This is a genomic window from Pseudomonas sp. BMS12 (genome assembly GCF_001592875.1).
GTDB lineage: Bacteria > Pseudomonadota > Gammaproteobacteria > Pseudomonadales > Pseudomonadaceae > Aquipseudomonas.
In genome coordinates this window covers 190,983-216,161 of sequence record NZ_LSOF01000009.1, presented here as the reverse complement: position 1 = coordinate 216,161, position 25,179 = coordinate 190,983, and the positions used below count along the sequence as shown (strand labels likewise).

Sequence of the window (25,179 nt, the reverse complement as noted above, 5' to 3'; positions counted from 1 at the left end):
GAGCTGCAACACGCAACGCCCGGCCCCGCATCTGCGCGGCCGGGCGTTTGCCGCTTTTGAACCCGTGGGCATTACCGGCGGGTGAGGTAAGAAAAATGGCAAAAGTTTATAGCCGTACCCAGCGTATCGGCGATCAGATCCAGCGCGAGCTGGCACAGATGATTCCGCGTGAGGTCAAGGACCCGCGCCTGGGCTTCGTCACCATCACCGCCGTTGAGGTCAGCCGCGATGTCGGCCACGCCAAGGTGTTCATCACCGTGATGGGCGAGAACGACGCGGACAAGATCAAGCAGAACGTGCGAGTGCTGAACGACGCCGGCGGTTACCTGCGCATGCTGCTGGGCAAGGCCATGAAGCTGCGTAGCGTGCCGACCTTGCATTTCCACTATGACGAAAGCATTTCCCGTGGCGTGCACTTGTCCTCGTTGATCGAGCGTGCCGTCGCCGAAGACAGCAAGCATCAGGACGATTGAGCGTGGCCCAGGTCAAACGTATCCGCCGCAATGTCAGCGGCATCATCCTGCTCGACAAGCCCCATGGCTTCAGCTCCAACGCTGCACTACAGAAGGTGCGCTGGCTGCTCAATGCCGAGAAGGCCGGCCACACCGGCAGTCTCGACCCGCTGGCCACCGGCGTGCTGCCTTTGTGCTTCGGCGAGGCGACCAAGTTCTCCCAGTACTTGCTGGATGCCGACAAGGGTTACGAGACCCTGGCTCAGCTGGGCGTGACTACCACCACTGGCGACGCCGAGGGCGATGTCCTGGAGCGGCGCGAGGTGACCGTCGGTCGGGATGACGTGGAGGCCCTGCTGCCACGTTTTCGTGGGCAAATCAGTCAGATACCGCCGATGTACTCGGCCCTGAAGAAGGATGGCCAGCCGCTGTACAAGCTGGCCCGCGCAGGCGAAGTAGTGGAGCGCGAGGCGCGTTCTGTTACTATTGCGCGCCTGGATTTGCTGGCCCTGGACAATACGCAGCTGCGTCTGTCCGTGGCCTGCAGCAAAGGCACCTATATTCGTACCCTGGTTGAAGACCTGGGCCAGCTGCTCGGCTGTGGCGCGCATGTCGCTGAACTGCGCCGAACCCAGGCTGGGCCGTTCAAGCTGGCGCAGACGGTAACCCTGGAAGAGCTGGAAAAGGCCCATGCCGAAGGCGGCAGCGAGGCGCTGGACCGCTTCCTGTTGCCGGCAGATAGTGGCCTCGAGCATTGGCCGCTGCTGCAGTTCAGCGAACACAGTGCCTACTACTGGCTGCATGGTCAGCCAGTGCGAGCCCCGGAAGCGCCGAAGTTCGGCATGGTTCGGGTGCAGGATCACACCGGTCGCTTCATCGGCATCGGTGAAGTGAGCGAAGACGGGCGCATTGCGCCGAAGCGTTTGATATCGACCAAGGCCTAGCCTTGGTTTGCAGACCTAGGCCTTAAGGCCTGGGTCGACAGATTCGGTCGAAATGACCGGAGCGGGCTGTTGTTAGCAATGGTTCGTCTATGAGGGTGGCTGTCAGCAGGCACGGTCACTCCTCTTATTTAAAACACGGGACTCGTCCCGGCCTGTTCACTTAGGAGCCCATTACCATGGCACTGAGCGTTGAAGAAAAAGCCCAGATCGTAAGCGACTACAAGCAAGCTGAAGGCGACACCGGTTCTCCGGAAGTGCAGGTTGCCCTGCTGACCGCCAACATCAACAAGCTGCAAGGCCACTTCAAGGCCAACGGCAAAGACCACCACTCGCGTCGTGGCCTGATCCGTATGGTTAACCAGCGTCGTAAGCTGCTGGACTACCTGAAGGGCAAAGATGCCTCGCGTTACAGCGCCCTGATCGGTCGCCTGGGTCTGCGTCGTTAAGACGTAAACCTGAAGTGAGAAGCTGGAAGTTTGAAGCGGCAGACGGGTTGAACCGACTGTGGCTTCGGGCTTCCAGCTTCTGGCTTTCTGCAGAAGGGATTTAGAGCTTGTCCAAAATGCGCTGCCACGGCGGCGGATTCTGAACAGACTTTCGGGGCCCAGCCCTCGATCCACCAGTTCCCCCAAGGCAACAAAGAGAAGGAAGACACCGTGAACCCGGTAATCAAGAAGTTCCAGTTCGGTCAATCGACCGTAACCCTCGAGACTGGCCGCATCGCCCGTCAGGCCTCCGGCGCCGTGCTGGTCACCGTTGACGACGACGTCACCGTGCTGGTCGCCGTAACCGGTGCCAAGAGCGCCGACCCGGGCAAGGATTTTTTCCCGCTGTCCGTGCACTACCAGGAAAAGACCTACGCTGCCGGCAAGATCCCGGGCGGCTTCTTCAAGCGTGAAGCGCGCCCCAGCGAGAAAGAAACCCTGACCTCGCGCCTGATCGACCGTCCGATCCGCCCGCTGTTCCCGGAAGGTTTCCAGAACGAAGTGCAGGTCATCTGCACCGTGGTCTCCACCAGCAAGAAGACCGATCCGGACATCGCCGCGATGATCGGTACCTCGGCTGCCCTGGCCGTTTCCGGCATCCCGTTCAACGGCCCGATCGGCGCCGCGCGCGTAGCCTTCCACCCGGAAACCGGCTACCTGCTGAACCCGACCTACGAGCAGCTCAAGGCCTCCAGCCTGGACATGGTCGTTGCAGGTACCAAGGACGCCGTACTGATGGTTGAGTCGGAAGCCAAGGAGCTGACCGAAGACCAGATGCTGGGCGCCGTGCTGTTTGCCCACGACGAATTCCAGGCCGTGATCCAGGCCGTGAGCGAGCTGGCAGCCGAAGCCGGCAAGCCGACTTGGGACTGGCAGCCGAAGGCTGAGAACACTGCGCTGCTGAGCGCCATTCGCAGCGAGTTCGGCGAAGCGATTTCCCAGGCTTACACCATCACCGTCAAGCAGGAACGCTACGCGCGCCTGGGTGAGCTGAAAGATCAGGTGGTTGCCAAGTTCTCCGGCGAAGAAGGCCAGCCTTCCGCTGGCGAAGTGAAGGAAGCCTTCGGCGAAATCGAATACCGCACCGTGCGCGAGAACATCGTCAACGGCAAACCGCGCATCGACGGTCGCGACACCCGCACCGTGCGTGGTCTGAACATCGAAGTCGGCGTACTGGACAAGACCCACGGTTCGGCCCTGTTCACCCGTGGCGAAACCCAGGCCCTGGTGGTTGCCACCCTCGGTACCGCCCGTGATGCGCAGCTGCTCGACACCCTCGAAGGCGAGAAGAAAGACCCCTTCATGTTGCACTACAACTTCCCGCCGTACTCGGTCGGTGAGTGTGGTCGCATGGGTGCCACCGGTCGCCGCGAAATCGGTCACGGCCGTCTGGCCCGTCGTTCGGTACAGGCCATGCTGCCGGCCGCCGACGAGTTCCCGTACACCATCCGCGTGGTCTCGGAAATCACCGAATCCAACGGCTCCAGCTCCATGGCTTCGGTCTGCGGTGCTTCCCTGGCTCTGATGGACGCCGGTGTACCGATGAAGGCCCCGGTTGCCGGTATCGCCATGGGTCTGGTCAAGGAAGGCGAGAAGTTCGCCGTTCTGACCGATATCCTCGGTGATGAAGATCACCTGGGCGACATGGACTTCAAGGTTGCCGGTACCGCCAATGGCGTCACCGCACTGCAGATGGACATCAAGATCCAGGGCATCACCGAAGAGATCATGGAAATCGCCCTGGGCCAGGCCCTGGAAGCGCGCCTGAACATCCTCGGCCAGATGAACCAGGTCATTGCCCAGTCGCGCAGCGAGCTGTCGGCCAACGCGCCGACCATGATCGCGATGAAGATCGACCAGGATAAAATCCGCGACGTCATCGGCAAGGGTGGCGCGACCATCCGTGGTATCTGTGAAGAGACCAAGGCTTCGATCGACATCGAAGACGACGGCTCGATCAAGATCTTCGGCGAGACCAAGGAAGCTGCCGAGGCCGCGCGTCAGCGCGTGCTGGGTATCACCGCGGAAGCCGAGATCGGCAAGATCTACGTCGGCAAGGTCGAGCGCATCGTCGATTTCGGTGCCTTCGTCAACATCCTGCCGGGCAAGGACGGTCTGGTGCACATCTCCATGCTCAGCGATGCGCGTGTCGAGAAAGTCACCGACGTACTGAAGGAAGGCCAGGAAGTCGAAGTACTGGTACTGGACGTGGACAACCGCGGCCGTATCAAGCTGTCGATCAAGGACGTTGCCGCTGCCAAGGCTTCTGGTGTCTGAACCTTAGCCAGGCAGTCATAGAGAGGGCCCCTTGCGGGCCCTCTTTTTTTGCCCGGACAATAGTGCTCCTGCAGTACTCCAAGGATGTTACCCACATGGACGTCACCTACTGTCGTTACCACCCCGCACAACCGGCGACCTGGCATTGCCCGGCCTGCCCACGCGACTACGGCGACTGCTGCGTGCCGCTGAATGCCGAGGCACCGGACGATGCCCCGCTCTGTACTCTGTGCCGTGACAAGCTGCATTTCCTGGGGGCCGCCAATACCGCTCAGCCGTTCTGGCAGCGCATCCCGCAGTTCTTCCTCTATGGCCTGCAGCCCGGGGCGCTGGCGTTTGCGGCGGTGCTCTGCCTGGCCAGCCTGTTCATGCCGGCCTGGAAGCTGCTGTGGCTGGCGCTGTTCTGCGTCGCCACCAAATATCTGCAGACGGTCATCGAGAACGCCAGCCTGGGGGTTAGGGAAGCGCCATCACTGCTGACCGCTTTTTCCGCCGAAGGCTTCAGCCTGTTCTGGCGGCTGCTGGTGATCTTCTTCATCGCCTTTGCCGTGGTGTGGCTGGCGGCCGACTTCCACAGTGAGGCGCTATTCTGGGCAGCCACCCTGGGCGTCCAGTTGCTGATCCCGGCCAGTATCATCCGCCTGGCCCTGGACAAGACCCTGGGGGGGGCGCTGAGCCCCGACCAGGTGGGCGCGGTGATCAAGGCCATGGGCTGGCGTTACCTGATCCTCTGGGCCTTTCTGTTCATCCTCTGGCAGTCGCCGGACTGGGTCACCTACATGCTTTCCGGTGGCCTGCCCAGAGTCGTACTGCTGCCTGTCGCCACGCTGTTGTTCGGCTACTTCAGCGTGGTGATGTGCGCCATGATGGGCTACGCCGTATTCCAGTATCAGGGTGCCCTCGGCTACGTAGCGGTAGAAGAGGAGGTGCGTGGCTATCCGGCCGAGGAATACCGCCGTCGGCATGCCCTGGCCGAAGCCGAAATTCGTCTCAAGGAAGGTCAGGGCACGCAGGCGCTGGAGCTACTGGCCCGCGCCCTGGACGTGATGCCCAACGACCTGCGCCTCAATGAGCGCTTTCATCAGCTGCTGTTCGGCCTGCATGCCCGTGAGCGCTGCCTGCGCCATCTGGCCCACTATCTACCGCTGGCGGCACGGCTCAATCCGGCACAGGCCGCTATGGCACTGCTCAATGCGCGTCAGCTACAGGCCGATTATCTGCCGGACGATGCCCTGGTCTGCGAGCGGGTGGCGCAGGCCCTGCTGGAGCGCCACAAGACCCGCGAAGGGCTCAGCCTGCTGCGCAACCTGCATCTGCGCTTTCCCGACTACCCGCATATTCCCCGCGCCTATCTGCTGGCCGCACGCGGCTTTGCCGAAGACCTGGGGCAGATCGAGCCGGCTCAACGGCTGCTGGGCTTCATCCGGGCCAAGTACCCACAGTCGCCGCTGCTGGGCGAAGTGGCGAACCTGGAGGCCACGCTGGCCAGGCTGGCAACAGGCGCTTGATGGCTAACATTGCAATCTGCACGGTCGCGCAGGTGTGGAATCGGTAGTTTGCATGGGTCTGTGAATTTTCATTTAAAATAAGTTATTGATATTTAAGTAAATTATTTTTTACGGAGCCTGGCACAGGGCTTGCGAAGTTACTCCTGCAGACGCAGCCAAGGGTTGGCTGCCGACTTTTCGAAGCAACCAGGAGTAAATCGCCATGAAACAGTCCTTCAACAAGTGGACCCTTGCCGCTCTGACCGCTACCGCTCTGGGCCTGCCGCTAGCAGGTGCCTATGCTGCCGAGCCGCTGCAAGTGGCCAGCAATGACAGCGTGGAAGAGGCGCAGGCCGTGGTGTCCGATACCTGGATTACCAGCAAGGTGAAAGCGGACTTCCTGGCTGACGACAGCATCAGTGGTCTGGATATCGAGGTTGAAACCAACAAGGGTGTGGTGTCGCTGTCCGGCGTCGTGCCGACGGCCGCCGAGCGCGACCTGGCGGTGGAGAAGGCCAAGATGGTCAAGGGTGTGACTGCGGTTTCCGCCGACGGTCTGAAAGCCACCGACTAATCCTAAGTGCTGCCGGCCACCCGTCGGCAGCCCGCAACCCGAGGGAAAAACCATGAATTCCGATGTAATCAAAGGCAAGTGGAAGCAGCTCAGTGGCCGTATTCGTGAACGCTGGGGCAACCTGACCGACGACGATCTGGATGTGGTCGATGGCCATAGTGAGTACCTAGAAGGCAAACTGCAGGAGCGCTACGGTTGGACCAAGGAGAAGGCGCAACAGGAGATCCGCGATTTCAGCAGCAAGCTGTAGTCGCCTCGCTCCAAGGAAGCCCCGTTCGCGGGGCTTTTTTGTGGGCGTTCAGCGGCCCAGGTGCTGCTGGTAGAGGCTCAGTTGTACAGTCTGCTCGGCTTCGGGGAAGGCCTTGCGCAGGTATTGGGCCAGTTCACTGACGCCCCGCAGATCCTGGCGCGGGCCCAACTGCTTGGCCAGTTGCAGGGTCAGCGCCGGCAATTGGCCGACGGGTTGCGCTGTCTGGCTGAGCTTGCGCCAGGCGGACATGGCGCGCGGGCCTTCTCCTGCTCTGAGCAGCTTTTGCAGCAGGTGCAGTTGCACGGCGGGATGGCTGAGCAGTGGTTGGCCAGGGCCGGCGCTATCTTCTGCAAGGCGTAGCAGCAGTGGCTTTATTTCAGCGTTGTCGGGTAGGGCGAACAGCTGCTTGAGCACTTGTGACAGCAGCGCTTTATCCTGCCGACCGCTGGCGACCGCATAGAGCCGTTCCAGCAGGGCGAGGCGACCCGGATAGCGGGCTAGCAGATCGGGTCCACGGGCGGCGGCCTGGGCCAGGGCGAACTGGCCGATGAGCTGATCGAGGGCAGCCAGTTCGCGCTTGAAGGGCGCGTCCGGGTCCTCCTTGTGCAGATAGGCTTCGTCCATCTGCAGGCGACCGCTGAGGCGAGCCAGCCAGACGGCCAGGAAGCCCGCGCCCAGGCCTCCCAGGTGGGCGTAATAGTTGACGTGATCGTCCGCCGCCAGCAGGCCGTAAAGCTCCTTGCCCATCCACACCGGCAATATCCATAGGGCCGGCGCCTTGAAATAACCGATCAGTGGGCCGAGCCAGTAAAAGAAATTGATTCGGCGCAGGCCATAGACACCGATGTACATACCCATCAGCCCGGAGATGGCGCCAGAGGCGCCAACGCCGCTCACCCAGACCGGGTCCAGCGCCCACCACAGCAGGTGCGAGGCCACCCCGCTGAGCAGATAGAAGCCCAAGTAGATGGCCTTGCCCAGGGCGATCTCCAGGGCGAAGCCGAAGATGAACAGAAACAGCATATTGCCCAGCAGGTGGTCGAAGCTGCCATGCAGGAACATCGCGCCGAACAGCCCCTGCACGCTGAACCGGGCCGGGATGAAGCCGAAACGGATGGTACTCAGCCGATTGCGTGCGGCCTCGGCCTGCTCCCGAGCGTTCTGCCAGGCAGCATCGGCTTGGTAGTCGGGGCGCTGATGCAGACTGTTCTCGAACTCCAGGTCATACAGGATCCAGCGCGCCAGTTCCTGGCGGCGCATGCCGTCGACATAGGCACGCTCGTCGCTGTCCAGACTCTCTCGCTGACCGATGCTCTCCAGAAACAGCGCCCGCTCGCGATTGAGCAGGCCGCCATCGAGGTAGGCGTGAACGGCAATCTCCAGGCGCTTCTCATCGCCACCCTGATAACCGAAGTAGATCAGGGTGTTGAGCAGGATCAGGAGCAGGGTGATGACCGGCGGGCGCTTCCAGTCCAGCGGGTGTTCGGCAGGGGTGATCAGCATTAGCTACGTCCTTGTCGCTCGGCAGTTAGCTGCCTCGCTTGCTATCGATGCGGGTCAGAACGCCGCCCTCGATCAGCAGGAAGTACTGCATGCCGCCTTCCGGCGTGTAGATCCACTCTTCCTGCGGTACCTCAAGGTTCTGTCGTTCACTGACGACATAGCCGGTGACGGCTTTGCTGGCCGGCTCTCCGCACTTGCTCAGCACTTCCACACTGCGGTCGCCGGTGCTGACAATGCCTTTGGCGCAACGTAGGGAGTCAGCATGGCTGGTGGCGCTGAAGGCGAGCAGCAGGCTGCCGATGAGCAGGGTTTTCCCTTTCATGAAGTTCATCCTTGTGTAGTGGTTGATGTCAGTTTTTGCGTTTGCTCTCGATCTTGATCAGGCGGTTGCCTTCCAAGCGGAGGAAATAATACATGCCGTTTCTGGGGCCGTAGACCCACTCTTCAATAGCGACCTCGGTAATCGTGCCGTAATAGTCGCTGACTTCCCGGTAGCCAAGGAAGCTCTGGCTCACCGGTTCACCGCATTTGCTCCGCAGCTCGCTGGCCAGGTCGCCAGTGCTGACCAGGCCAGTACCGCACCTGAGTGTCGAGCTCGCGGTGGCAGTTTCACTCAGGGCAAGGGTTATGGCGAGCAGTATTGCAGTACGCATCTGGGTGTCGACTCGAGCGGGTAGTGGGGCTGGGTTAGTCGTTGCGCTTGCGTTCGATACGGGTGAGACGATTGCCTTCGAACGTGAGGATGCTGAGCATGCCGTTATCCGGTCCGTAGACCCATTCTTCTACCCGGTACTCGCGGCGATCGTAGCCACCCAACGTGTAGCCGACAATGTCGCGATAGGTTGGCGCACCACATTTGTTCTCCACCTCGAATGCGCGGTCGCCGACACTGACCAGCTTGCTGCCACAGCGCAGGCTGTCAGCCTGGATTTGACCAGCCGCCAGCAACATGGCGAGGGCAACCGCAAGGCGCATGATCACAGACTTCCCAGATGCAGCGCAGTACCGACGGGGGTGCTGGTGGCACCTTCCGTCAGGCCCACATCGAGCAGGTAGATGCGCTGGTCTTCCAGGCCGCCGCGCTCCACCAGGTAGTCCTTGATGCTGGCGGCGCGAGCCTGGCCCAGCTGACGCAGCAGCAGTTCGCTCTTGGCCCAGGACTGCAGGACGGCGTCGCGCATCTTCGCCGTGCGCTCTTCATCCGGCAATTCCTTCCACTCGGCCGGCGGCTGCTGCTTCAGGCGAGTGCGGTAGATGCCTTCCAGCAGCACCGGCTTGTCGTCCTCGTCCACTACCAGCAGTGCTGGCTCGGCGGGCACCTTGTCGCCACTGCGTTGCAGCATCTTGTACTGGGTGTTCTGGTATTCGCGCTCCAGGCGTTGTTCGGCCAGCAGGGGGCCGTCGCTGGCGCTGGCGCTCATACCCTCGACCTCCAGGCGTAGCACCGGGCGTTCCTTGAGGGCTGCGGCCAGGGTATCCAGGGTCTTCTGTGCCGGGCCGTCCAGTTCGCTGCTGCCGGCGGCGAACTGCACCTGACTGAGATCTTCGCTGCCGCCGCCGACCAGTCCGGCGATGAACTTGAACGGGGCCTGGGCCGCGCGTAGTACCAGATTGCGCAAGGTCTGCCAGACGATAGGCATGACGCTGAATTCGGGGTTGTTGAGGTCGCCCTTGACCGGTAGCTGGATGTCGATATTGCCCTGGGTATCCTTGAGCAGGGCCACGGCCAGGCGGATCGGCAGATCCACCGCATCCTTGCTGTCGACCTTCTCGCCCAGCTGCAGGTCTTCCAGCAGCAGCTTGTTATCGGCATTGAGCAGGCCTTTCTCGATCTGGTAGTGCAGGTCCAGATTGAGGCGACCCTTGCGGATGCGATAGCCGGCGAACTTGCCGGAATAGGGGGTGAGGGTGGTCAGCTCGACGTTCTTGAAGCTGGTGGCGATATCCAGGCTGTTCATCGGGTCGAACGGCGTCAGCCCGCCCTTGATACTGACCGGCGCGTACTTGTCGACCTTGCCGGTGATATCGACGCTGGCGGTTTTCGGGCTCTGGTTGTCGAGGGTGCCGATCTGGCCATTGAGCTGCTGGATGGCAGTGGCGAAGTTGGGCGTCAGGCTGAAGTCGGCGAAGTTGGCCGAGCCGTCCTTGATGGCGATGCCGCCGATGCGGATCGGCAGTGGCTTGTTGCTCTGCGTGGGTTTGGCGTCCGACTCTGCCGGTTGCGGGATCATCAGGTCGCTGACGTTGGTGGTCAGGTTCTCGTTGATGATGAAGCGTACATAGGGCTGCTGCAGATTGACCTGCTGGATCGCCAGGCCTTCGCCATGGCGGTAGTCGAGCCCGCTCACCTGCAGCTGTTGCCACTTGAGAAAGTCGCGATTCTTGATGGTGTCCAGGGTATGCAGTTGGCCGACCTCGGCGCTGCCGGCGATGCTGAAGGCCAGTGGCTCTACGCTTTTCAGGTCGACGGCCAGCTCGCTGCCGAGCATGCCGCTGCGTAGCTCCAGGCGTGCGAAGGGCTCGATATAGGCCTGGGCCAGACGCAGGTCGATGTCGCGGCTGACCACTTGCAACTTGGCCCAGGTGGGGCTGATCTGCACCTGGCCGTCGACCTTGAGCTGACCATTCTTGTTCAGCCCGGTATCCAGTTTGAGGCCAAAAGGCGAGGTGCCCAGGCTGTCGAAGTCGGTGATGTCCAGGTTGAGCGGGGCCAGGTCGAGTTTGACTTCCTGCTTTCCGGCAGCCTTGTCGACCAGGTGAACTTGATACTTGCGTAGTTGCACGTCGCGCAGCAGAACTTGCCAGGGCTTGGTGGGTTGGGCCTCGCTCGGAGCTGGTGGCGCGTCGCTGGTATCGGCCACCGGGGGCGCGGGCTGCGCCGCCGGCTCGGCAGCGGGCTCACTTGCTACGGGTTTTGGCTCCGAACCGGCGCCACCCTCACTTGCAGCAGGCGTCGCGGTGTTCGTGGTGGGCGGCTCAGTCGGTTCGGCTACTGGCTTGCTATGGCTGGCGAACAGTTTCTGCCAGTCGAGCTGACCATCGGCTTCGCGGGCGGCCCAGGTTTCCAGGTTATGGCTGCGTACTTTGCCGACGATGACCTGTTGTTTGGCCAGATCCAGGCTGGTTTCGCTGACGTCCAGGCGTTCCAGGCGAACCAGCGGCTTCCCGGCCGGGCTGTCGATGGCGAAGGGTGCCAGGCCGATGTTCAGATTGCTGAGCAGCAGTTCGGTGCCCTCGGCCAGGCTCAGCGAATAGTCGCTGTCCAGGCTGACGATGCCGTCTTGCAGGACCAGGGGCACGGCGTCGCGCACGTAGGGCCAGACACCTGTGAGTTTGCCGTCAGTGATCTTGACGTGCCCCTTGGAGGCAATCGGCGTCAGGCTGATCTGGCCTTGCCAGTCGACGCGTCCGCCGTAGGGACCGGTCGCCACCAGGTTCATCTCTGCGTTGTCGTTGGGCAGGGTGCTGAGGTTGTTCAGCTCCAGATTGAGCGAGTCGTAAACGAATTCCACCGCCTCGCTAGGGCGCAGATCCGCGAAATGCAGGCCGTTCTCGATCAGTTCGATGCGCTCGATGCGCAGCGGGAAGGGGTCGCTGGCAGCCTCGTCGTCCGACTTGGTCTCACTGGGTGGCAGCTTGAACAGCTGGGTCAGGTTGAGCGTGCCGTCCTTGGCGAACAGCACCTCGGCATGGGCCTGTTCCAGCTCGATGTCGGTCAGGTGCAGGGCGCCACTCCACAGGCTATCCAGCTGCAGGTTGGCGTACAGGCGCTGAAAGGCCACCTGCGGCTTCTCGGCTTCGCCTATCTGCAGGCCCCAGAGTTGCAGCTCCAGGGAGAAGGGATTGAGCTCGATGCGCTGCAACTTCGCCGGTACGGTGGCCAGCTCGGCGAGCTGCTGGTTGGCGATGCGCAGGGCGACGCCAGGCAGGATCAGGAAGCCCAGCAGGCTATAGAGGGCGAAGGCGATCACGAGCGCGCAGGCCGTGTTTTTCAATCCTTTGGGCATGTGGCAGCTTCATCTTCCAGGCTGAGGTGCCGGGAAGTATGGCATGGCTCCGGCAACCCTGTGGGCCATCAGAGTGCTCACGCGCTAGATCAGAAATGCAGAACCAGGGTCTTCAGTGGCGGCTGGCCGTCGCGTGAGGGGAAGTCGGCAGCAGGGGCAATCTGTTGCCATTCGCGCACGGGGCGGCCGAGTTTCTCCGCACAGCGCAGCACCTGGGGCCGCCAGTCGTCCATGCTCACTTTTGCCAGGTTGTTGCAGCACACCAGGGTGCCGTTCTCAGCGGTGGCCAGGATCGCCGGTTTGAGCAGGCTCTGGTAGTCGCGCAGCAGGTCGACCGTGCCGAAGGCGCTCTTGGCCCAGGCCGGTGGATCGAGAAATACCAGGTCGAACTGGCGCTGTTGCAGGCGTGGGTAAGCGGGCAGCTTGTGGCCACGGCGGCTGGCGATGGGTAGACCGGCCAGTTGGCGAATGGCCGGGAAGTAGTCGGACTGAATGAACTGCATCGGCGTCAGCTCGGGGTTCAGCGCGCCGTTCTCCTTGCCCACGGCCAGGTTGCCTTCGGCGAAGTCCAGGTTGACTACTTCGCTGGCGCCGCCGGCCGCGGCACAGAGGCCGACACCGCAGGTGTAGGCAAACAGGTTGAGCACCGACTTGCCAGCGCTGTTGGCCTTGATCCAGCCGCGGGCGTTGCGCAGGTCGAGGAACAGCAGCGGATCCTGGCCCGGATGGCGGCCGCGTACCCTGTAATTCAGGCCCCATTCCTGGCCGATCAGATCTTCCAGCGCTTCGGGGGCGGCCTGGTACACCGGGTCACGGCGGTCGATGCGCGAATTGCCACCGGAGCGGTCGTTGTAGACCAGCTGCAGATCGAGGCCCAGCTGTTCGCCGATGCTGGCATGCAGGTCGAGCAGGGCGTCGAGCTGCAGTGGCTGGTGAAAACTCTGGACCAGCAGCTGTGGGCCGTAGCGGTCGGCGGTGAGGCCGGGGGCGCCTTCCTGGCTGCCGTGGAACAGGCGGTAGCAGTCGGTGCCCTGCTGGTGCAGTTCGGCGAGCAGTGGTTGGCGAGAATCGAGAGCGGCGCGCAGCGCCTGATGGAGAGAGGACATGCGCGGCGTCTCGGCAAAAGGGCGCGCAGTTTACCAAGAAAAACGCCGGCACTAGGCCGACGTTACTCTGTGATCAGTCGCATGCAGCGCTCGTGGTCGCAGGGAGGCGGTGCGCAGAAAGGCCGCCTACGGCACGCGCCGCCGACACCGCGAATGCGAGCGTTGGGCGTAACCTTTAGCGCTCAATCGCCAGCGCTACGCCCTGGCCGCCACCGATGCACAGGGTGGCCAGGCCCTTCTTGGCGTCGCGCTTGAGCATCTCGTGCAGCAGGGTCACCAGCACCCGGCAGCCGGAGGCGCCGATCGGGTGGCCTAGGGCGATGGCGCCACCGTTGACGTTGACCTTGCTGGCGTCCCAGCCCAGCTCCTGGCCCACCGACAGAGCCTGGGCGGCGAAGGCCTCGTTGGCTTCGATCAGGTCGAGGTCGGCCAGCTGCCAGCCAGCCTTCTCCAGGCAGCGCTGGGTCGCCGACACCGGGCCGATGCCCATGATTGCAGGGTCGACGCCAGCATTGGCGTAGGCGGCGATCTTGGCCAGCACCGGCAGGCCGAGGGCCTTGGCTTTCTCGGCGCTCATCAGCAGTACGGCGGCGGCGCCGTCGTTGAGGCTGGAGGCGTTGCCGGCGGTGACGCTGCCGTCCTTCTTGAACGCCGGCTTGAGCTTGCCCAGGGATTCGGCGGTGGTGCCGGCGCGCGGCTGCTCGTCGGTGGCGAAGCTGACCGGATCGCCCTTGCGCGAGGGGATCAGGACCGGGGTGATTTCATCGGCGAAGCGCCCGGCCTCGATGGCGGCGCAGGCCTTCTGCTGCGAGGCGGCGGCGAAGGCATCCTGGGCGTCACGGCTGATGCCGTATTTTTCGACCAGGTTCTCGGCGGTGATGCCCATGTGGTAGTCGTTGAAGGCGTCCCACAGGCCGTCCTGGATCATCGTGTCGATGAGCTTACCGTGGCCCATGCGCAGGCCGGTGCGGGCGGCAGGCATGACGTAGGGCGCCAGGCTCATGTTCTCCATGCCGCCGGCGATGATTACCTCGGCGTCGCCGCAGCGAATCGCCTGGGCGCCCAGGTGCAGGGCCTTGAGGCCCGAGCCGCAGACCTTGTTCAGGGTCATGGCCGGTACGGCGTGCGGTAGGCCGGCCTGGATTGCGGCCTGGCGCGCGGTGTTCTGCCCGGCGCCGGCGGTGAGTACGTGGCCGAGCAGTACTTCATCGACTTCGGCCGGGTTGAGGCCGGTTTGTGCCAGCAGCTGCTTGATCACGGCGGCGCCCAGGTCGACGGCCGGCACGTTGGCCAGGGAACCCTGGAAGCTGCCAATGGCGGTACGGGTGGCGGCGACGATGACGACTTCTTGCATGACAGGCTCCTCGAATTCGGGCTGCGCAGTGTAGGCGCGACGGGGGCGTTATGGTGGCATAGCCTGTTCCGCCGCGACCAGCACGCGAACTGGCCGGTCAGCCCCTGGCTGGCAGGCCCAGGCGCTGGCGGGCGCGATGCACGGCGCCACCACGTACCGCCCAGCGCAGGGTCGGTGCCAGGCTGTTGACGCCGCTGCGGATGGCGCGGCTCTGCACTGCGCCGATGCGGGTGTCGAGCATGGCCTGAGCCCAGTCCGGCAGCAGGTCGACGCCAGCCTGCATCAGCAGCCTGCCTACCGGTACTGCCAGCGCACTGGGGGCCGGTGCGCCCTTGAGGATGCGCAGGATTTCCCGCGAGCGTTCATCGCAGAGCAGTTGCGGGCGGGCCTCGGCGAGGTAGGCGGCTACCGCGGAGCGCGAACGCGGCACGTTTTCGGCGCCCAGGCGTTCGGCGATCAGTGCGACCTCGGCGTAGTAGCGGTCCTGATCGGCTTCGCTCAGCTGCGGGTTGCGGTAACGCAGGTGCGCTGCGAGGAAGCTGGAGACTTCGGCCACGTGCACCCAGGTCAGCAGCGCCGGGTCACTCGCCGCATAGGGGCGGCCATCGGGTGCGCTGCCGACTACCTGCAGGTGGATGGTGCGTACCTTGTCGATCAGCCATTCGGCATCGCGGGTGGAGCCGAAGGTGGTGCCGGAGATGAACTGCCCGGTGCGGCGCAGACGGCCGATCAGGTCCTCGCGGAAATTCGAGTGATCCCACACGCCGGCCAGCGCCAGCGGGTGCAGGGCCTGCAGCAGCAGAGCGGAGATGCCGCCGACCATCATGCTGGTGAAGTCGCCGTGCACTTGCCAGCACACAGACTGCGGGCCGAACAGGCCAGGGTCGCCGGGTGGCTGGCTGAAGTCGATCTGGCCGAGGGCGATGCCACTGAGACTGAGCACCTGGGCTTCGATCTTGCGACGGACGAACTCCATGGGTAGGCGGCTCCTGCGAGGGGGTCGCCATTCTACCCTCAGCGGTTCAGGCGCTGTTCGATCAGGTTGTCGACCACGGAAGGATCGGCCAGGGTCGAAGTGTCGCCCATGTTCTCCAGCTCGTTGCAGGCGATCTTGCGCAGGATGCGCCGCATGATCTTGCCCGAGCGGGTCTTCGGCAGGCCCGGTGCCCACTGGATCAGCTCCGGTTTGGCAAAGCTGCCGATCTCCTTGCCGACCAGTGCCAGCAGCTCCTTCTGCAGGGCTTCGGACGGCTCGCTGCCCTTCATCAGGGTGACGTAGGCGTAGATGCCCTGGCCCTTGAGGTCGTGCGGGTAGCCGACCACCGCCGCCTCGGCCACTGCGTCGTGCAGCACCAGGGCGCTCTCCACTTCGGCGGTGCCGATGCGGTGGCCGGAAACGTTGATCACGTCGTCCACCCGGCCGGTGATCCAGTAGTAGCCATCCTCGTCGCGGCGCGCGCCATCGCCGGTGAAGTAGTAGCCGGGGTAGGGCTTGAAGTAGGTGTCGATCATGCGCTGGTGATCGCCGTAGACGCTGCGAATCTGGCTCGGCCAGCTGGCTTTGATGGCGAGTACGCCGCTGCCTGCCCCTTCGATCTCCTTGCCCTGCTCGTCGAGCAGCACCGGTTGCACGCCGAAGAAGGGGCGGGTGGCCGAGCCGGGCTTGAGCTCAGTGGCGCCAGGCAGCGGGGTGATCAGGATCGAGCCGGTTTCGGTTTGCCACCAGGTGTCGACGATCGGGCAGCGTTGGTCGCCGACCACGTTGTAGTACCACTCCCAGGCTTCGGGGTTAATCGGTTCACCGACGCTGCCGAGCAGGCGCAGGCTGGTGCGTTCGGTGGCCTTGACCGGTGCCTCGCCCTCGCGCATCAGCGCGCGCAGGGCGGTGGGCGCGGTGTAGAAGATGTTGACCTGGTGCTTGTCGATCACCTGCCAGAAGCGCGAGGCGTCCGGGTAGTTGGGCACGCCCTCGAACATCAGGGTGGTGGCGCCGTTGGCCAGCGGACCATAGACGATATAGCTGTGTCCGGTGACCCAGCCGACGTCGGCGGTGCACCAGTAGATGTCACCCTCGTGGTAGTCGAACACGTATTTGTGGGTCATCGCCGCGCCCAGCAGGTAGCCGCCGGTGGTGTGCAGCACGCCCTTGGGTTTGCCGGTCGATCCCGACGTATAGAGGATGAACAGCGGGTCCTCGGCATCCATCGGTTCGGCCGGGCAGTCGCCGCTGGCGTCCTTGAGGGCCTGGTGATACCAGAGGTCGCGGCCTTCCACCCAGTCGATCTCGCCCTGGGTACGTTCGACCACCAGTACGGTGGAAACGCTGGGGCAGCTCTGCAGGGCCTTGTCGACATTGTTCTTCAGCGGAATGTACTTGCCGCCGCGTACGCCTTCATCGGCGGTGATCACCGTGCGGCAGTCGGCATCGAGGATGCGGTCGCGCAGGGCGTCCGGGGAGAAGCCGCCGAACACCACCGAGTGGATGGCGCCGATGCGCGTGCAGGCGAGCATGGCGTAGGCGGCCTCGGGGATCATCGGCATGTAGATGCACACCCGGTCGCCCTTCTGCACGCCGCGGCTCTTCAGCACGTTGGCCAGGCGACTGACGTTGTGGTGCAGCTTGTTGTAGGTGATGTGCGCGGATTCGGCCGGGTTGTCACCTTCCCAGATGATGGCGATCTGTTCGCCGCGCTTTTGCAGATGGCGGTCGATGCAGTTGTGCGCAACGTTGAGTTGACCGCCCTTGAACCACTCGGCCTCGCCCTTGGCCAGGTCGCTGCGGTGCAGTTCGTCCCAGGGTTTGAACCAGTCGAGGAAGCTGTTGGCCTGCTCGCTCCAGAACGCTTCCGGTTGTTCTATGGACTGTTGGTACAGCTGCAGGTAACCCGCGTTGTCCAGCAGGGCGCGCTGGCGCACGGCATCGGGCACGGGGTGGCGAGTGATTTCGAACATGGCTTGGGCCTTCTTGTTGTCGTTCGCGATGGGGCTAGGGTGCATCCAAGCGACTGCGCGGTTCAACCCGCATTCGGACTACCCCTCCACTTTAGAACACTCCACAAAGCACGAACCCGGCACAGGGCCGGGTTCGTCGGGTTGGTGTCTGTCAACCGCGGTGCCGGCCGCGGAAGAAATCGATCAGACCCTGGGTCGAGGCGTCTTCGGCGGGTGGCTGGTCCCAGCCGGTGAGGCGTTGGTAGACGCCCTTGCCCAGCTCCTTGCCCAGCTCGACGCCCCATTGGTCGAAGGCGTTGATGCCCCACAGCACGCTCTGCACGAAGACCTTGTGCTCGTACATGGCGACCAGAGCGCCCAGGCGGCGTGGGCTGATGCGCTCCAGCACCAGGGTGTTGCTCGGCCGGTTGCCGGGGATCACCTTGTGCGGCGCCAGGCGCTGCACTTCGGCCTCATCGGCGCCGCGCGCACGCAGCTCGGCCTCGGCCTCGGTGCGGGTCTTGCCGAGCATCAGCGCCTGACTCTGCGACAGACAGTTGGCGTACAGCCACTGATGGTGGTCGGCCACCGGGTTGTAGCTGACCACCGGCACGATGAAGTCGGCCGGAATCAGCTCGGTGCCCTGGTGCAGCAACTGGTGATAGGCGTGCTGGCCGTTGCAGCCGACGCCGCCCCAGATCACCGGGCCGGTCGCGCAGCTTACCGGGCTGCCGTCCTGGCGCACGCTCTTGCCGTTGGATTCCATGTCCAGCTGCTGCAGGTGCTTGGTGATGTTGCGCAGGTAGTGGTCGTACGGCAGGATCGCGTGGCTCTGCGCACCCCAGAAATTGCCATACCAGATGCCGAGCAGGGCCAGCAGCACCGGCATGTTCTGCTCGAACTGGGCGGTGCGGAAATGCATGTCCATGCTGTGCGCGCCGGACAGTAGCTCCTTGAAATTGGACATGCCGATGGCCAGGGCGATGGGCAGGCCGATAGCCGACCACAGCGAGTAGCGCCCACCGACCCAGTCCCACATCGGGAAGATGTTGTTGGCGTGGATGCCGAAGGCGATGGCCGCTTCCTTGTTGCTGGTCACCGCGATGAAGTGGCGATACAGGCGCTCCTCGGTACCGCCACGGGCCAGGTACCAGGTGCGCGCGGCCTGGGCGTTCTTCAGGGTCTCCAGGGTGCTGAAGGACTTGCTGGAGACGATGAACAGCGTGGTCTCGGCATTCAGTTTGGCGGCCAGTTCGTGGAACTCGCTGCCGTCGATATTGGCCAGGTAGTGGCAGCGCACGCCGCGCTGGGTAAAGGGCAGCAGCGCCTCGGAGACCAGCTGCGGGCCGAGGAAGGAACCACCGATACCGATGTTCACCACGTCGGTGATGGCCTTCTCGCTGTAGCCACGCCACAGGTTGCTGTGGATGCGCCCGACGATGTCGGTCATCTGTCCGAGTACCCGATGCACTTCGGGCATGATGTCGACGCCATCGACTTCGACGGAGTCGCCGAAGGGGCGACGCAGGGCAGTGTGCAGGGCCGGACGCTGCTCGGAGGCGTTCACCGGGGCGCCGTCGAACAGCGCGTCAATGGCCTCCTGCAGACCGGCCTCGCGAGCCAGTTGGACCAACAGGGTGCGGGTCTGTGCGTCGATCAGGTTCTTCGAGTAATCGAGAAACAGGCCGCAACTGCTCATGGAGAAGTGCTCGAAGCGCCTGCCGTCATTGGCGAAGGCCTCGCGCATGCTGAAGCCCTGCATGGCCTGGCGGTGCTGAAGCAGGGCCTGCCAGGATGGCAGGCTGGTGACGTCGAGCGGCTGCTGGTAATACCCCATGGGCGGCGTGTTCCTTGTTCTGCTTGTGCGGCGTTCGGGCAATAAAAAGCCCGGAAGGTTCCGGGCTTCGAGTTTAACGGTATGCGCCAGGTTCAGGCGACTCGTTGCGCGGGATTACAGCTCGAACGTCAGGTTGTCGATCAGGCGGGTCTTGCCGAGGAAGGCGGCGACCAGGATCACCAACTGGCGAGTGGCCTCAGTGGCAGGGCGCAGGTCGTTGCTGTCGCGCACTTCCAGATAGTCCGGGCGCAGGCCGGCGGCCTCCAGCGTGGACTTGCCCTGTTCGAGCAGGCGCGGGTAGTCGCGTTCACCGCCGCGGATGGCTTCGGCCAGCTGCGTCAGCGTGCGATACAGCACCGGCGCCGTGGCACGCTGTGTCTCGTCCAGGTAGCCGTTGCGCGAGGACAGGGCCAGGCCGTCTTCGGCGCGGGCAGTGGGCTCGCCGACGATCTGGATCGGCAGGTTCAGGTCGCGCACCAGGGTGCGAATCACCGCCAGTTGCTGGAAATCCTTCTCGCCGAATACGGCGATATCCGGCTGCACCATGTTGAACAGCTTGGTCACCACGGTGGCGACGCCGTCGAAATGGCCGGGACGGCTGCCGCCGCACAGGCCCTCGGAGACACCGCGCACGCTGACGCGAGTCTGGCCGTCCATACCGTGCGGGTACATCTCCTCGACATCCGGATGGAACAGCAGGTGGCAGCCGGCGCCAAGCAGCTTCTCCTGGTCGGCGGTGAGGGTGCGCGGGTAGCTGGCCAGGTCTTCCTGGGGGCCGAACTGCAGCGGATTGACGAAGATGCTGGCGACCACGAAGTCGGCACGCTGGCGGGCCTTCTCGACCAGGGCGATATGCCCGGCGTGCAGATTGCCCATGGTCGGCACGAAGGCGATGCGCTTGCCTTCGCTACGCGCACGCGCGACGGCGGCGCGCAGGTCCAGTACGGTCTTGACGGTGTTCATGCGGAGAATCCGTGCTCCTCGGCAGGGAAGCTGACGTCCTTCACGGCACGTACATAGGCGGCGAATGCCGCTTGCACGCTGGGCTGGCCTTCCATGAAGTTCTTCACGAACTTGGGTGTGCGGCCGGTCAGCGCCAGGCCGAGCAGGTCGTGCATGACCAGTACCTGGCCGTCGGTGGCGCTGCCCGCGCCGATACCGATCACTGGAATCTTCACCGCCTGGGTGATTTCGGCGGCCAGCTCGCTGGGCACGCATTCGAGCAGGAGCATGGCCGCGCCGGCCTGTTCCAGGGCCATGGCGTCGGCGCGCAGCTGGCGGGCGGCGGCATCGCCACGGCCCTGTACCTTGAAACCGCCAAACACGTTGACCGCCTGCGGGGTCAGGCCCAGATGGGCGCACACCGGCACACCGCGCTCGGCGAGCTGGCGGATCGGCTCGGCCAGCCAGCCGGCGCCCTCCAGCTTGACCATGTGGGCGCCGGCTTGCATGACCGCTGCGCAGCTGGCGAAGGTTTGCTCCAGGGTGGCGTAACCCATGAACGGCAGGTCGGTGAGGATCAGCGCGCCTTGGTTGCCGCGTTTGACTGCGGCGGTGTGGTAGGCCATGTCCGCGACGGAGACCGGCAACGTGCTGTCGTGGCCCTGCAGGACCATGCCGAGGGAATCGCCCACCAGCAGCACTTCCACCCCGGCCTGGCAGGCTGCCTGGGCGAAGGTGGCGTCGTAGGCGGTCAGCATGGCGATCTTCTCGCCTTTCTGCTTGAGGCCCAGGAGGGTGCTTACGGTTGTATCAGGCATCAACGAATCCTCATCAGCGGGCCGGATTCCGGCACTTGTGGCACCTGCTCTCGGCCTCTATGGACGGCGCTGTGTGCGCCGCCTGTGGGCAACGGGACGCCTATAGTCCCGATGAGGGTGCATGAAGTCAATCGTGGGGTGTTACCGCGCTGTTACGGCGTTACCGCAGCGCGGCGGACCTAGTCGGACAGGCGTTCCAGGCCGACATAGGGGCAGGCCGCCAGCAGTTGCTGCAGGGCACGGCCATCGGGCAGCTGCAGCTCGGGGGCGATCTCGGCCAGCGGGTAGAGGACGAAGGCTCGGGCATGCATATGGTAGTGCGGCACGGTCAGGCGTTCCTCGGCGAGCTGGCGCGTGCCGAACAGCAGAATATCCAGGTCCAGGGTCCGCGGCCCCCAGCGTTCGGCCTTGCGCACCCGGCCCTGCTCCAGCTCGATGCGCTGCAGGGCGTCGAGCAGCTCGAGTGGTGCGAGCTCGGTGTCCAGCGCGGCCACGGCATTGACGTAGCGCGGCTGATCCGGCGGGCCGAGCGGGTCGCTGGCATAGAAGGAGGAGGTGGCGGCCAGGCGGCTGTGTGGCAGCTCGGCTAGGGCGTTCAGCGCCGCCTGTAGCTGTTGGCGCGGCTCGGCCAGATTACTGCCGAGGCCGATGTACACCCGTTCCATCTTATTCGCCGGCCGGAGCGTCGCTGCGCGGCCCGCGTTTGCGATTGCGGCCGCCACGGCGACGCTTGCGGGCCGGGGCGTCGCCGCCTTCGTCCGGGCGGCTGCTGAGGTCGCGAATCATGGCGCGGCGCTCGCTGTCGCTGGCGTCCTGGTAGTCGGTCCACCAATCGCCCAGACCTCCGGTCTGCTCGCCGGCTTCTTCGCGCAGCAGAAGGAAGTCATAGCCGGCGCGAAAGCGCGGGTTTTCCAGCAGCAGATCGGCGCGCTTGCCCTGGCGACGTGGCAGGCGCTCCTGCATGTCCCAGATTTCGCGGATCGGCAGGGTGAAGCGCTTGGGTACGGCGATGCGCTTGCACTGCTCGCTGATCAGGTCGTGCGCGGCTTCCTGCATGGCCGGGATCGGCGGCATGCCGCGCGCCTGCAACAGCGCAGCGCGGGCTGGCAGGGCCGGCCAGAGCAGCGCAGCGAAGAGGAAGGCGGGGGTGACCGGCTTGCCCAGGGCGATGCGCTCATCGGTGTTGGCCAGGGCCTGGCGAATCAGCTTGCCGGTGTACTCGGGGTTCTGCGCCAGGGCCTTGGCGCTGGCCGGGAACAGCGGCGCGAACAGGTCGTATTCGACCAGCAGCTCGAAGGTGTATTCGGCATAGCCGGCGAGGAACAGCTTGAGCACCTCGTCGAACAGGCGTGCAGCCGGGATGTCGTGCAGCATTGGCGCCAGGCGACGGATCGGCGCAGCGCTGTGCTTCTCGATATCGAAGTCGAGTTTGGCAGCGAAACGCACGGCGCGGAGCATGCGCACCGGGTCTTCCAGATAGCGTTGCTCGGGGTCGCCGATCAGGCGGATCAGGCGATTGCGGATGTCGTGTACGCCGTGGGCGTAGTCCAGTATGCGCTCGCCGCTGACGTCGAAGTACAGGGCGTTGATGGTGAAGTCGCGGCGCTGGGCGTCGTCTTCCTGGCTGCCGTAGACATTGTCGCGCAGGATGCGACCGCTCTCGTTGCGCGAGGACAGGTGGCTGTCTTCCTCCTCGTCGCCCTGGGGGTGATTGCTGCGAAAGGTGGCCACTTCGATGATTTCGCGGCCGAAATGCACGTGGGCCAGCTTGAAGCGGCGGCCGATCACCCGGGCATTACGGAACTCGGCACGGACCTGCTCGGGAGTGGCGCTGGTGGCGACGTCGAAGTCCTTGGGCTGGATGCCGAGCAGCATGTCGCGCACACAGCCGCCGACCAGATAGGCCTGATAGCCGGCCTTCTGCAGGCGATCCACCACACTTACGGCATTGCGGCTGAACTGGCCGCGTTGCAGCGAGTGCTGGTGCGGGCCGAGAATTTCCGGCGTGCTGCGCGGGCGAGCGGCGCGCTTGAGTGGCGAACGAAACGACTTGAACAGCTTTTTCAGCATGAGGGGCACTGTTTGCAGGAATAGACGGCTGGAAATACCTTCAGCCACACGAATGGCGCGGATTCTAGCATCGGGAGAGGGAATGAGGGTAAAGGCAGGCTGGGGATGACGAGGGGACTGAAGCTACTGGGGGAGCCGAAGCTCCCCCCCAAATAGGTGCGTGCTTTGTTTTTGTTATTTTTGCGGGCCTGTTGTTTTTGTTTTCGGCCCGTTGTTGGTAACCCCATCCGGGTACCAGGAGCAAACGGATTGCTTTGGATGCTGATGCTGCCTTGATCTTTCCGTGACCCAACCAGGGTAGGCGCTGCTTTAGTGCAGTTTTTGTTGTTCTCGGCCTGGTCGTGAGGCGAACCTCGAAGGCAAATCCTCTCCAAAAGAATCAGTTAGCTGCGCCTCCGCGTTGTTGTTTTTGTTGTGCTGGAGTCGTTCTGTATTGTTTTTATTATTTGAGGTTTCGAGCGTTGTTATTGTTGTTGTGCCAGAGATAAAGCAGAAGCCGTGCCAGTTTTTGTGAATCCTTTATTTTCAATGGTTTACGAGTTTCTGGCGTGAGCGATGGGCAGAAAAAAGCCGGGTTCTCGTTACCGATGAACCCGGCTTTTGTTACGTGATGTTGGATTGGGGTAACAGGTGCGGAACCTTTGCCGCACACATCTGTCACCGACCCTCGACTCAGGAGCCGGCGGCCGCGCCGGTCTTGCGTCGCGGAATGCCCAGGCGCTGACGACGTTCCCACAGGCACTTGCGGCTGATGCCGAGCTTGCGCGCCAGCTCGGTCTCGGTCATGTGGTCCTGGTGTTCGAGCACGAAGTGCTGGAAATAGTCTTCCAGCGACAGATCCTCGGTCGGCTCATGGTTGTTGCTGGCGTTCTGCTGGCTGGATTGCGAGCCGTAGTCGTCGTCTTCCAGGTCATCCAGCTCGATGTCGATGCCCAGCAGTTCGGCGGAAATTTCCATGCCTTCGCAGAGAATCACCGAGCGCTCGATGGCGTTCTCCAGCTCGCGCACGTTGCCCGGCCAGGGGTAGTGGCGAATGGCCTGTTCTGCATCCTGGGCGAAGCGCAGGCCTTCGCGACCCATGCGGCTGCACTGGCGGGCGAGGAAGGAGTGGGCGATCTCGTTGACATCGGCGCCGCGCTCGCGCAGTGGCGGCAGCTTGAGGGCGATGACGTGCAGGCGGTAGTAGAGGTCTTCGCGGAACTGGCCGGTCTTGGCCAGGGTCTTGAGGTCGCGGTGGGTCGCGGCGATCAGGCGTACATCGACCTTCTGCGACTGCACCGAGCCGACCCGGCGGATCTCGCCTTCCTGCAGTACGCGCAACAGGCGCGCCTGGGCTTCCAGCGGCAGTTCGCCGATTTCGTCGAGGAACAGGGTGCCGCCGTCGGCCGCCTCGACCAGGCCGGCGCGTCCGGCGCTGGCTCCGGTGAAGGCGCCTTTTTCGTGGCCGAACAGTTCCGACTCGATCAGGGTTTCCGGAATGGCCGCGCAGTTCACCGAGATCAGCGGTGCCTTGGCGCGCTTGGAGAGGTTGTGCAGGGCGCGGGCAACCAGCTCCTTGCCGGTGCCGGACTCACCCTGAATGAGTACGTTGGAATCGGTCGGGGCAACCTTGCGGATCTTGCCGTAGAGATCCTGCATGGCCGCGCAGGAACCGATGATGCCGATTTCGCCTTCGGCGGCGGCGCCATTGCTCTTGCCGGCGGATTTGCTCGGCGCCTCGCTGGGCGGATTGCGCCGCGCTTCCTGGAAGTCGCGCAGGATGCGCGCCACGGCCTGGAGCATTTCGTCGTGGTCGAAAGGCTTGGCGATGTAGTCCACCGCGCCCATCTTCATCGAGTCCACTGCCGAGCGCAGGCTGGCATAGCTGGTCATGATCAGCACAGGAATGCCTTGGGCCAGCTTGATCAGCTCGGTACCGGGAGCGCCGGGCAGACGCAGGTCGCTGACCACCAGGTCGAAGCTGGGAATGCTGAAGCGTTCCTGAGCTTCCTGCACGGAGCCGGCCTCACTGACCTGGTACTGGTTGCGTTCCAGCAGGCGGCGCAGCGCGGAGCGGATGATGGTTTCGTCTTCGACGATGAGGATATGCGGCATTGACTCTCTCTCGACGGTCTCGGAATCCGGCGGTTTGCGCCGCTCGGC

General features: G+C 63.8%; 22 protein-coding genes. 7 read left to right on the top strand and 15 right to left on the bottom strand.

Annotation, left to right across the window (positions count from 1 at the left end):
- Positions 1 to 95: 95 nt before the first annotated feature.
- The 7 genes from rbfA (at position 96) to AYB31_RS10085 (ending at position 6,469) form a co-directional block, all read left to right on the top strand.
- Entirely contained in the window at positions 96 to 473 is a 378-nt protein-coding gene (gene rbfA / locus AYB31_RS10115; RefSeq protein WP_068828251.1) for a 30S ribosome-binding factor RbfA, read from the top strand.
- 2 nt (positions 474 to 475) lie between these two features.
- The gene (gene truB, locus AYB31_RS10110; RefSeq protein ID WP_068828249.1) at positions 476 to 1,396 is read left to right on the top strand and encodes a tRNA pseudouridine(55) synthase TruB; all 921 of its coding nucleotides are present in this window, start codon (positions 476 to 478) and stop codon (positions 1,394 to 1,396) included.
- Positions 1,397 to 1,572: 176 nt separating this feature from the next.
- Positions 1,573 to 1,842 carry a 30S ribosomal protein S15 gene (gene rpsO, locus AYB31_RS10105; protein WP_068828248.1) on the top strand — a complete coding sequence of 90 codons (270 nt, stop codon included), beginning with the start codon at positions 1,573 to 1,575 and terminating at the stop codon, positions 1,840 to 1,842.
- A gap of 210 nt (positions 1,843 to 2,052) precedes the next feature.
- Positions 2,053 to 4,158 carry a polyribonucleotide nucleotidyltransferase gene (gene pnp, locus AYB31_RS10100; protein ID WP_068828246.1) on the top strand — a complete coding sequence of 702 codons (2,106 nt, stop codon included), beginning with the start codon at positions 2,053 to 2,055 and terminating at the stop codon, positions 4,156 to 4,158.
- 95 nt (positions 4,159 to 4,253) lie between these two features.
- Positions 4,254 to 5,666 (top strand): DUF4013 domain-containing protein, encoded by a 1,413-nt coding sequence (locus AYB31_RS10095; protein ID WP_068828245.1) that lies wholly within the window; start codon positions 4,254 to 4,256, stop codon positions 5,664 to 5,666.
- A gap of 202 nt (positions 5,667 to 5,868) precedes the next feature.
- Positions 5,869 to 6,219 carry a BON domain-containing protein gene (locus AYB31_RS10090; protein ID WP_068828243.1) on the top strand — a complete coding sequence of 117 codons (351 nt, stop codon included), beginning with the start codon at positions 5,869 to 5,871 and terminating at the stop codon, positions 6,217 to 6,219.
- 52 nt (positions 6,220 to 6,271) lie between these two features.
- Entirely contained in the window at positions 6,272 to 6,469 is a 198-nt protein-coding gene (locus tag AYB31_RS10085) for a CsbD family protein (RefSeq protein WP_068828242.1), read from the top strand.
- 48 nt (positions 6,470 to 6,517) lie between these two features.
- Here AYB31_RS10085 and AYB31_RS10080 read toward each other — a convergent pair whose 3' ends face one another.
- The 15 genes from AYB31_RS10080 to AYB31_RS10010 all read right to left on the bottom strand — a co-directional run bounded on the left by AYB31_RS10080 (position 6,518) and on the right by AYB31_RS10010 (position 25,131).
- Positions 6,518 to 7,972: a rhomboid family intramembrane serine protease gene (locus tag AYB31_RS10080; RefSeq protein WP_068828240.1), complete on the bottom strand. Its 1,455-nt coding sequence runs from the start codon at positions 7,970 to 7,972 to the stop codon at positions 6,518 to 6,520.
- 25 nt (positions 7,973 to 7,997) lie between these two features.
- Positions 7,998 to 8,294, bottom strand: a complete 297-nt coding sequence (locus tag AYB31_RS10075; RefSeq protein ID WP_068828239.1) for a DUF2845 domain-containing protein — start codon at positions 8,292 to 8,294, stop codon at positions 7,998 to 8,000.
- A 28-nt stretch (positions 8,295 to 8,322) separates the two neighbouring features.
- The gene (locus AYB31_RS10070) at positions 8,323 to 8,625 is read right to left on the bottom strand and encodes a DUF2845 domain-containing protein (RefSeq protein ID WP_068828237.1); all 303 of its coding nucleotides are present in this window, start codon (positions 8,623 to 8,625) and stop codon (positions 8,323 to 8,325) included.
- Between the two features lie 34 nt (positions 8,626 to 8,659).
- The gene (locus tag AYB31_RS10065) at positions 8,660 to 8,947 is read right to left on the bottom strand and encodes a DUF2845 domain-containing protein (RefSeq protein ID WP_068828236.1); all 288 of its coding nucleotides are present in this window, start codon (positions 8,945 to 8,947) and stop codon (positions 8,660 to 8,662) included.
- A gap of 2 nt (positions 8,948 to 8,949) precedes the next feature.
- On the bottom strand, positions 8,950 to 11,979 hold the full coding sequence (locus AYB31_RS10060) for a DUF748 domain-containing protein (RefSeq protein WP_068828234.1): 3,030 nt from the start codon (positions 11,977 to 11,979) through the stop codon (positions 8,950 to 8,952).
- A gap of 89 nt (positions 11,980 to 12,068) precedes the next feature.
- Entirely contained in the window at positions 12,069 to 13,085 is a 1,017-nt protein-coding gene (locus AYB31_RS10055; protein ID WP_068828232.1) for a class I SAM-dependent rRNA methyltransferase, read from the bottom strand.
- Positions 13,086 to 13,260: 175 nt separating this feature from the next.
- Positions 13,261 to 14,439 (bottom strand): acetyl-CoA C-acetyltransferase, encoded by a 1,179-nt coding sequence (locus AYB31_RS10050; RefSeq protein WP_068828230.1) that lies wholly within the window; start codon positions 14,437 to 14,439, stop codon positions 13,261 to 13,263.
- A 97-nt stretch (positions 14,440 to 14,536) separates the two neighbouring features.
- Positions 14,537 to 15,415, bottom strand: coding sequence for an oxygenase MpaB family protein (locus tag AYB31_RS10045; protein WP_068828228.1), 879 nt, complete (start codon positions 15,413 to 15,415; stop codon positions 14,537 to 14,539).
- A 38-nt stretch (positions 15,416 to 15,453) separates the two neighbouring features.
- Positions 15,454 to 17,391 carry an acetate--CoA ligase gene (gene acs, locus AYB31_RS10040; RefSeq protein ID WP_068828317.1) on the bottom strand — a complete coding sequence of 646 codons (1,938 nt, stop codon included), beginning with the start codon at positions 17,389 to 17,391 and terminating at the stop codon, positions 15,454 to 15,456.
- A 151-nt stretch (positions 17,392 to 17,542) separates the two neighbouring features.
- On the bottom strand, positions 17,543 to 19,207 hold the full coding sequence (pgi, locus tag AYB31_RS10035; protein ID WP_068828226.1) for a glucose-6-phosphate isomerase: 1,665 nt from the start codon (positions 19,205 to 19,207) through the stop codon (positions 17,543 to 17,545).
- Between the two features lie 114 nt (positions 19,208 to 19,321).
- Positions 19,322 to 20,170 carry a pantoate--beta-alanine ligase gene (panC, locus tag AYB31_RS10030; RefSeq protein WP_068828224.1) on the bottom strand — a complete coding sequence of 283 codons (849 nt, stop codon included), beginning with the start codon at positions 20,168 to 20,170 and terminating at the stop codon, positions 19,322 to 19,324.
- Positions 20,167 to 20,967: a 3-methyl-2-oxobutanoate hydroxymethyltransferase gene (gene panB / locus AYB31_RS10025; protein WP_068828222.1), complete on the bottom strand. Its 801-nt coding sequence runs from the start codon at positions 20,965 to 20,967 to the stop codon at positions 20,167 to 20,169. The genes panC and panB overlap by 4 nt, the downstream gene beginning before the upstream one ends.
- A 179-nt stretch (positions 20,968 to 21,146) precedes the next feature.
- Positions 21,147 to 21,632: a 2-amino-4-hydroxy-6-hydroxymethyldihydropteridine diphosphokinase gene (folK, locus tag AYB31_RS10020; protein ID WP_068828221.1), complete on the bottom strand. Its 486-nt coding sequence runs from the start codon at positions 21,630 to 21,632 to the stop codon at positions 21,147 to 21,149.
- 1 nt (position 21,633) lies between these two features.
- The gene (locus AYB31_RS10015) at positions 21,634 to 23,037 is read right to left on the bottom strand and encodes a polynucleotide adenylyltransferase PcnB (RefSeq protein ID WP_068828219.1); all 1,404 of its coding nucleotides are present in this window, start codon (positions 23,035 to 23,037) and stop codon (positions 21,634 to 21,636) included.
- 672 nt (positions 23,038 to 23,709) lie between these two features.
- Positions 23,710 to 25,131 carry a sigma-54-dependent transcriptional regulator gene (locus AYB31_RS10010; RefSeq protein WP_068828217.1) on the bottom strand — a complete coding sequence of 474 codons (1,422 nt, stop codon included), beginning with the start codon at positions 25,129 to 25,131 and terminating at the stop codon, positions 23,710 to 23,712.
- Positions 25,132 to 25,179: the final 48 nt, after the last annotated feature.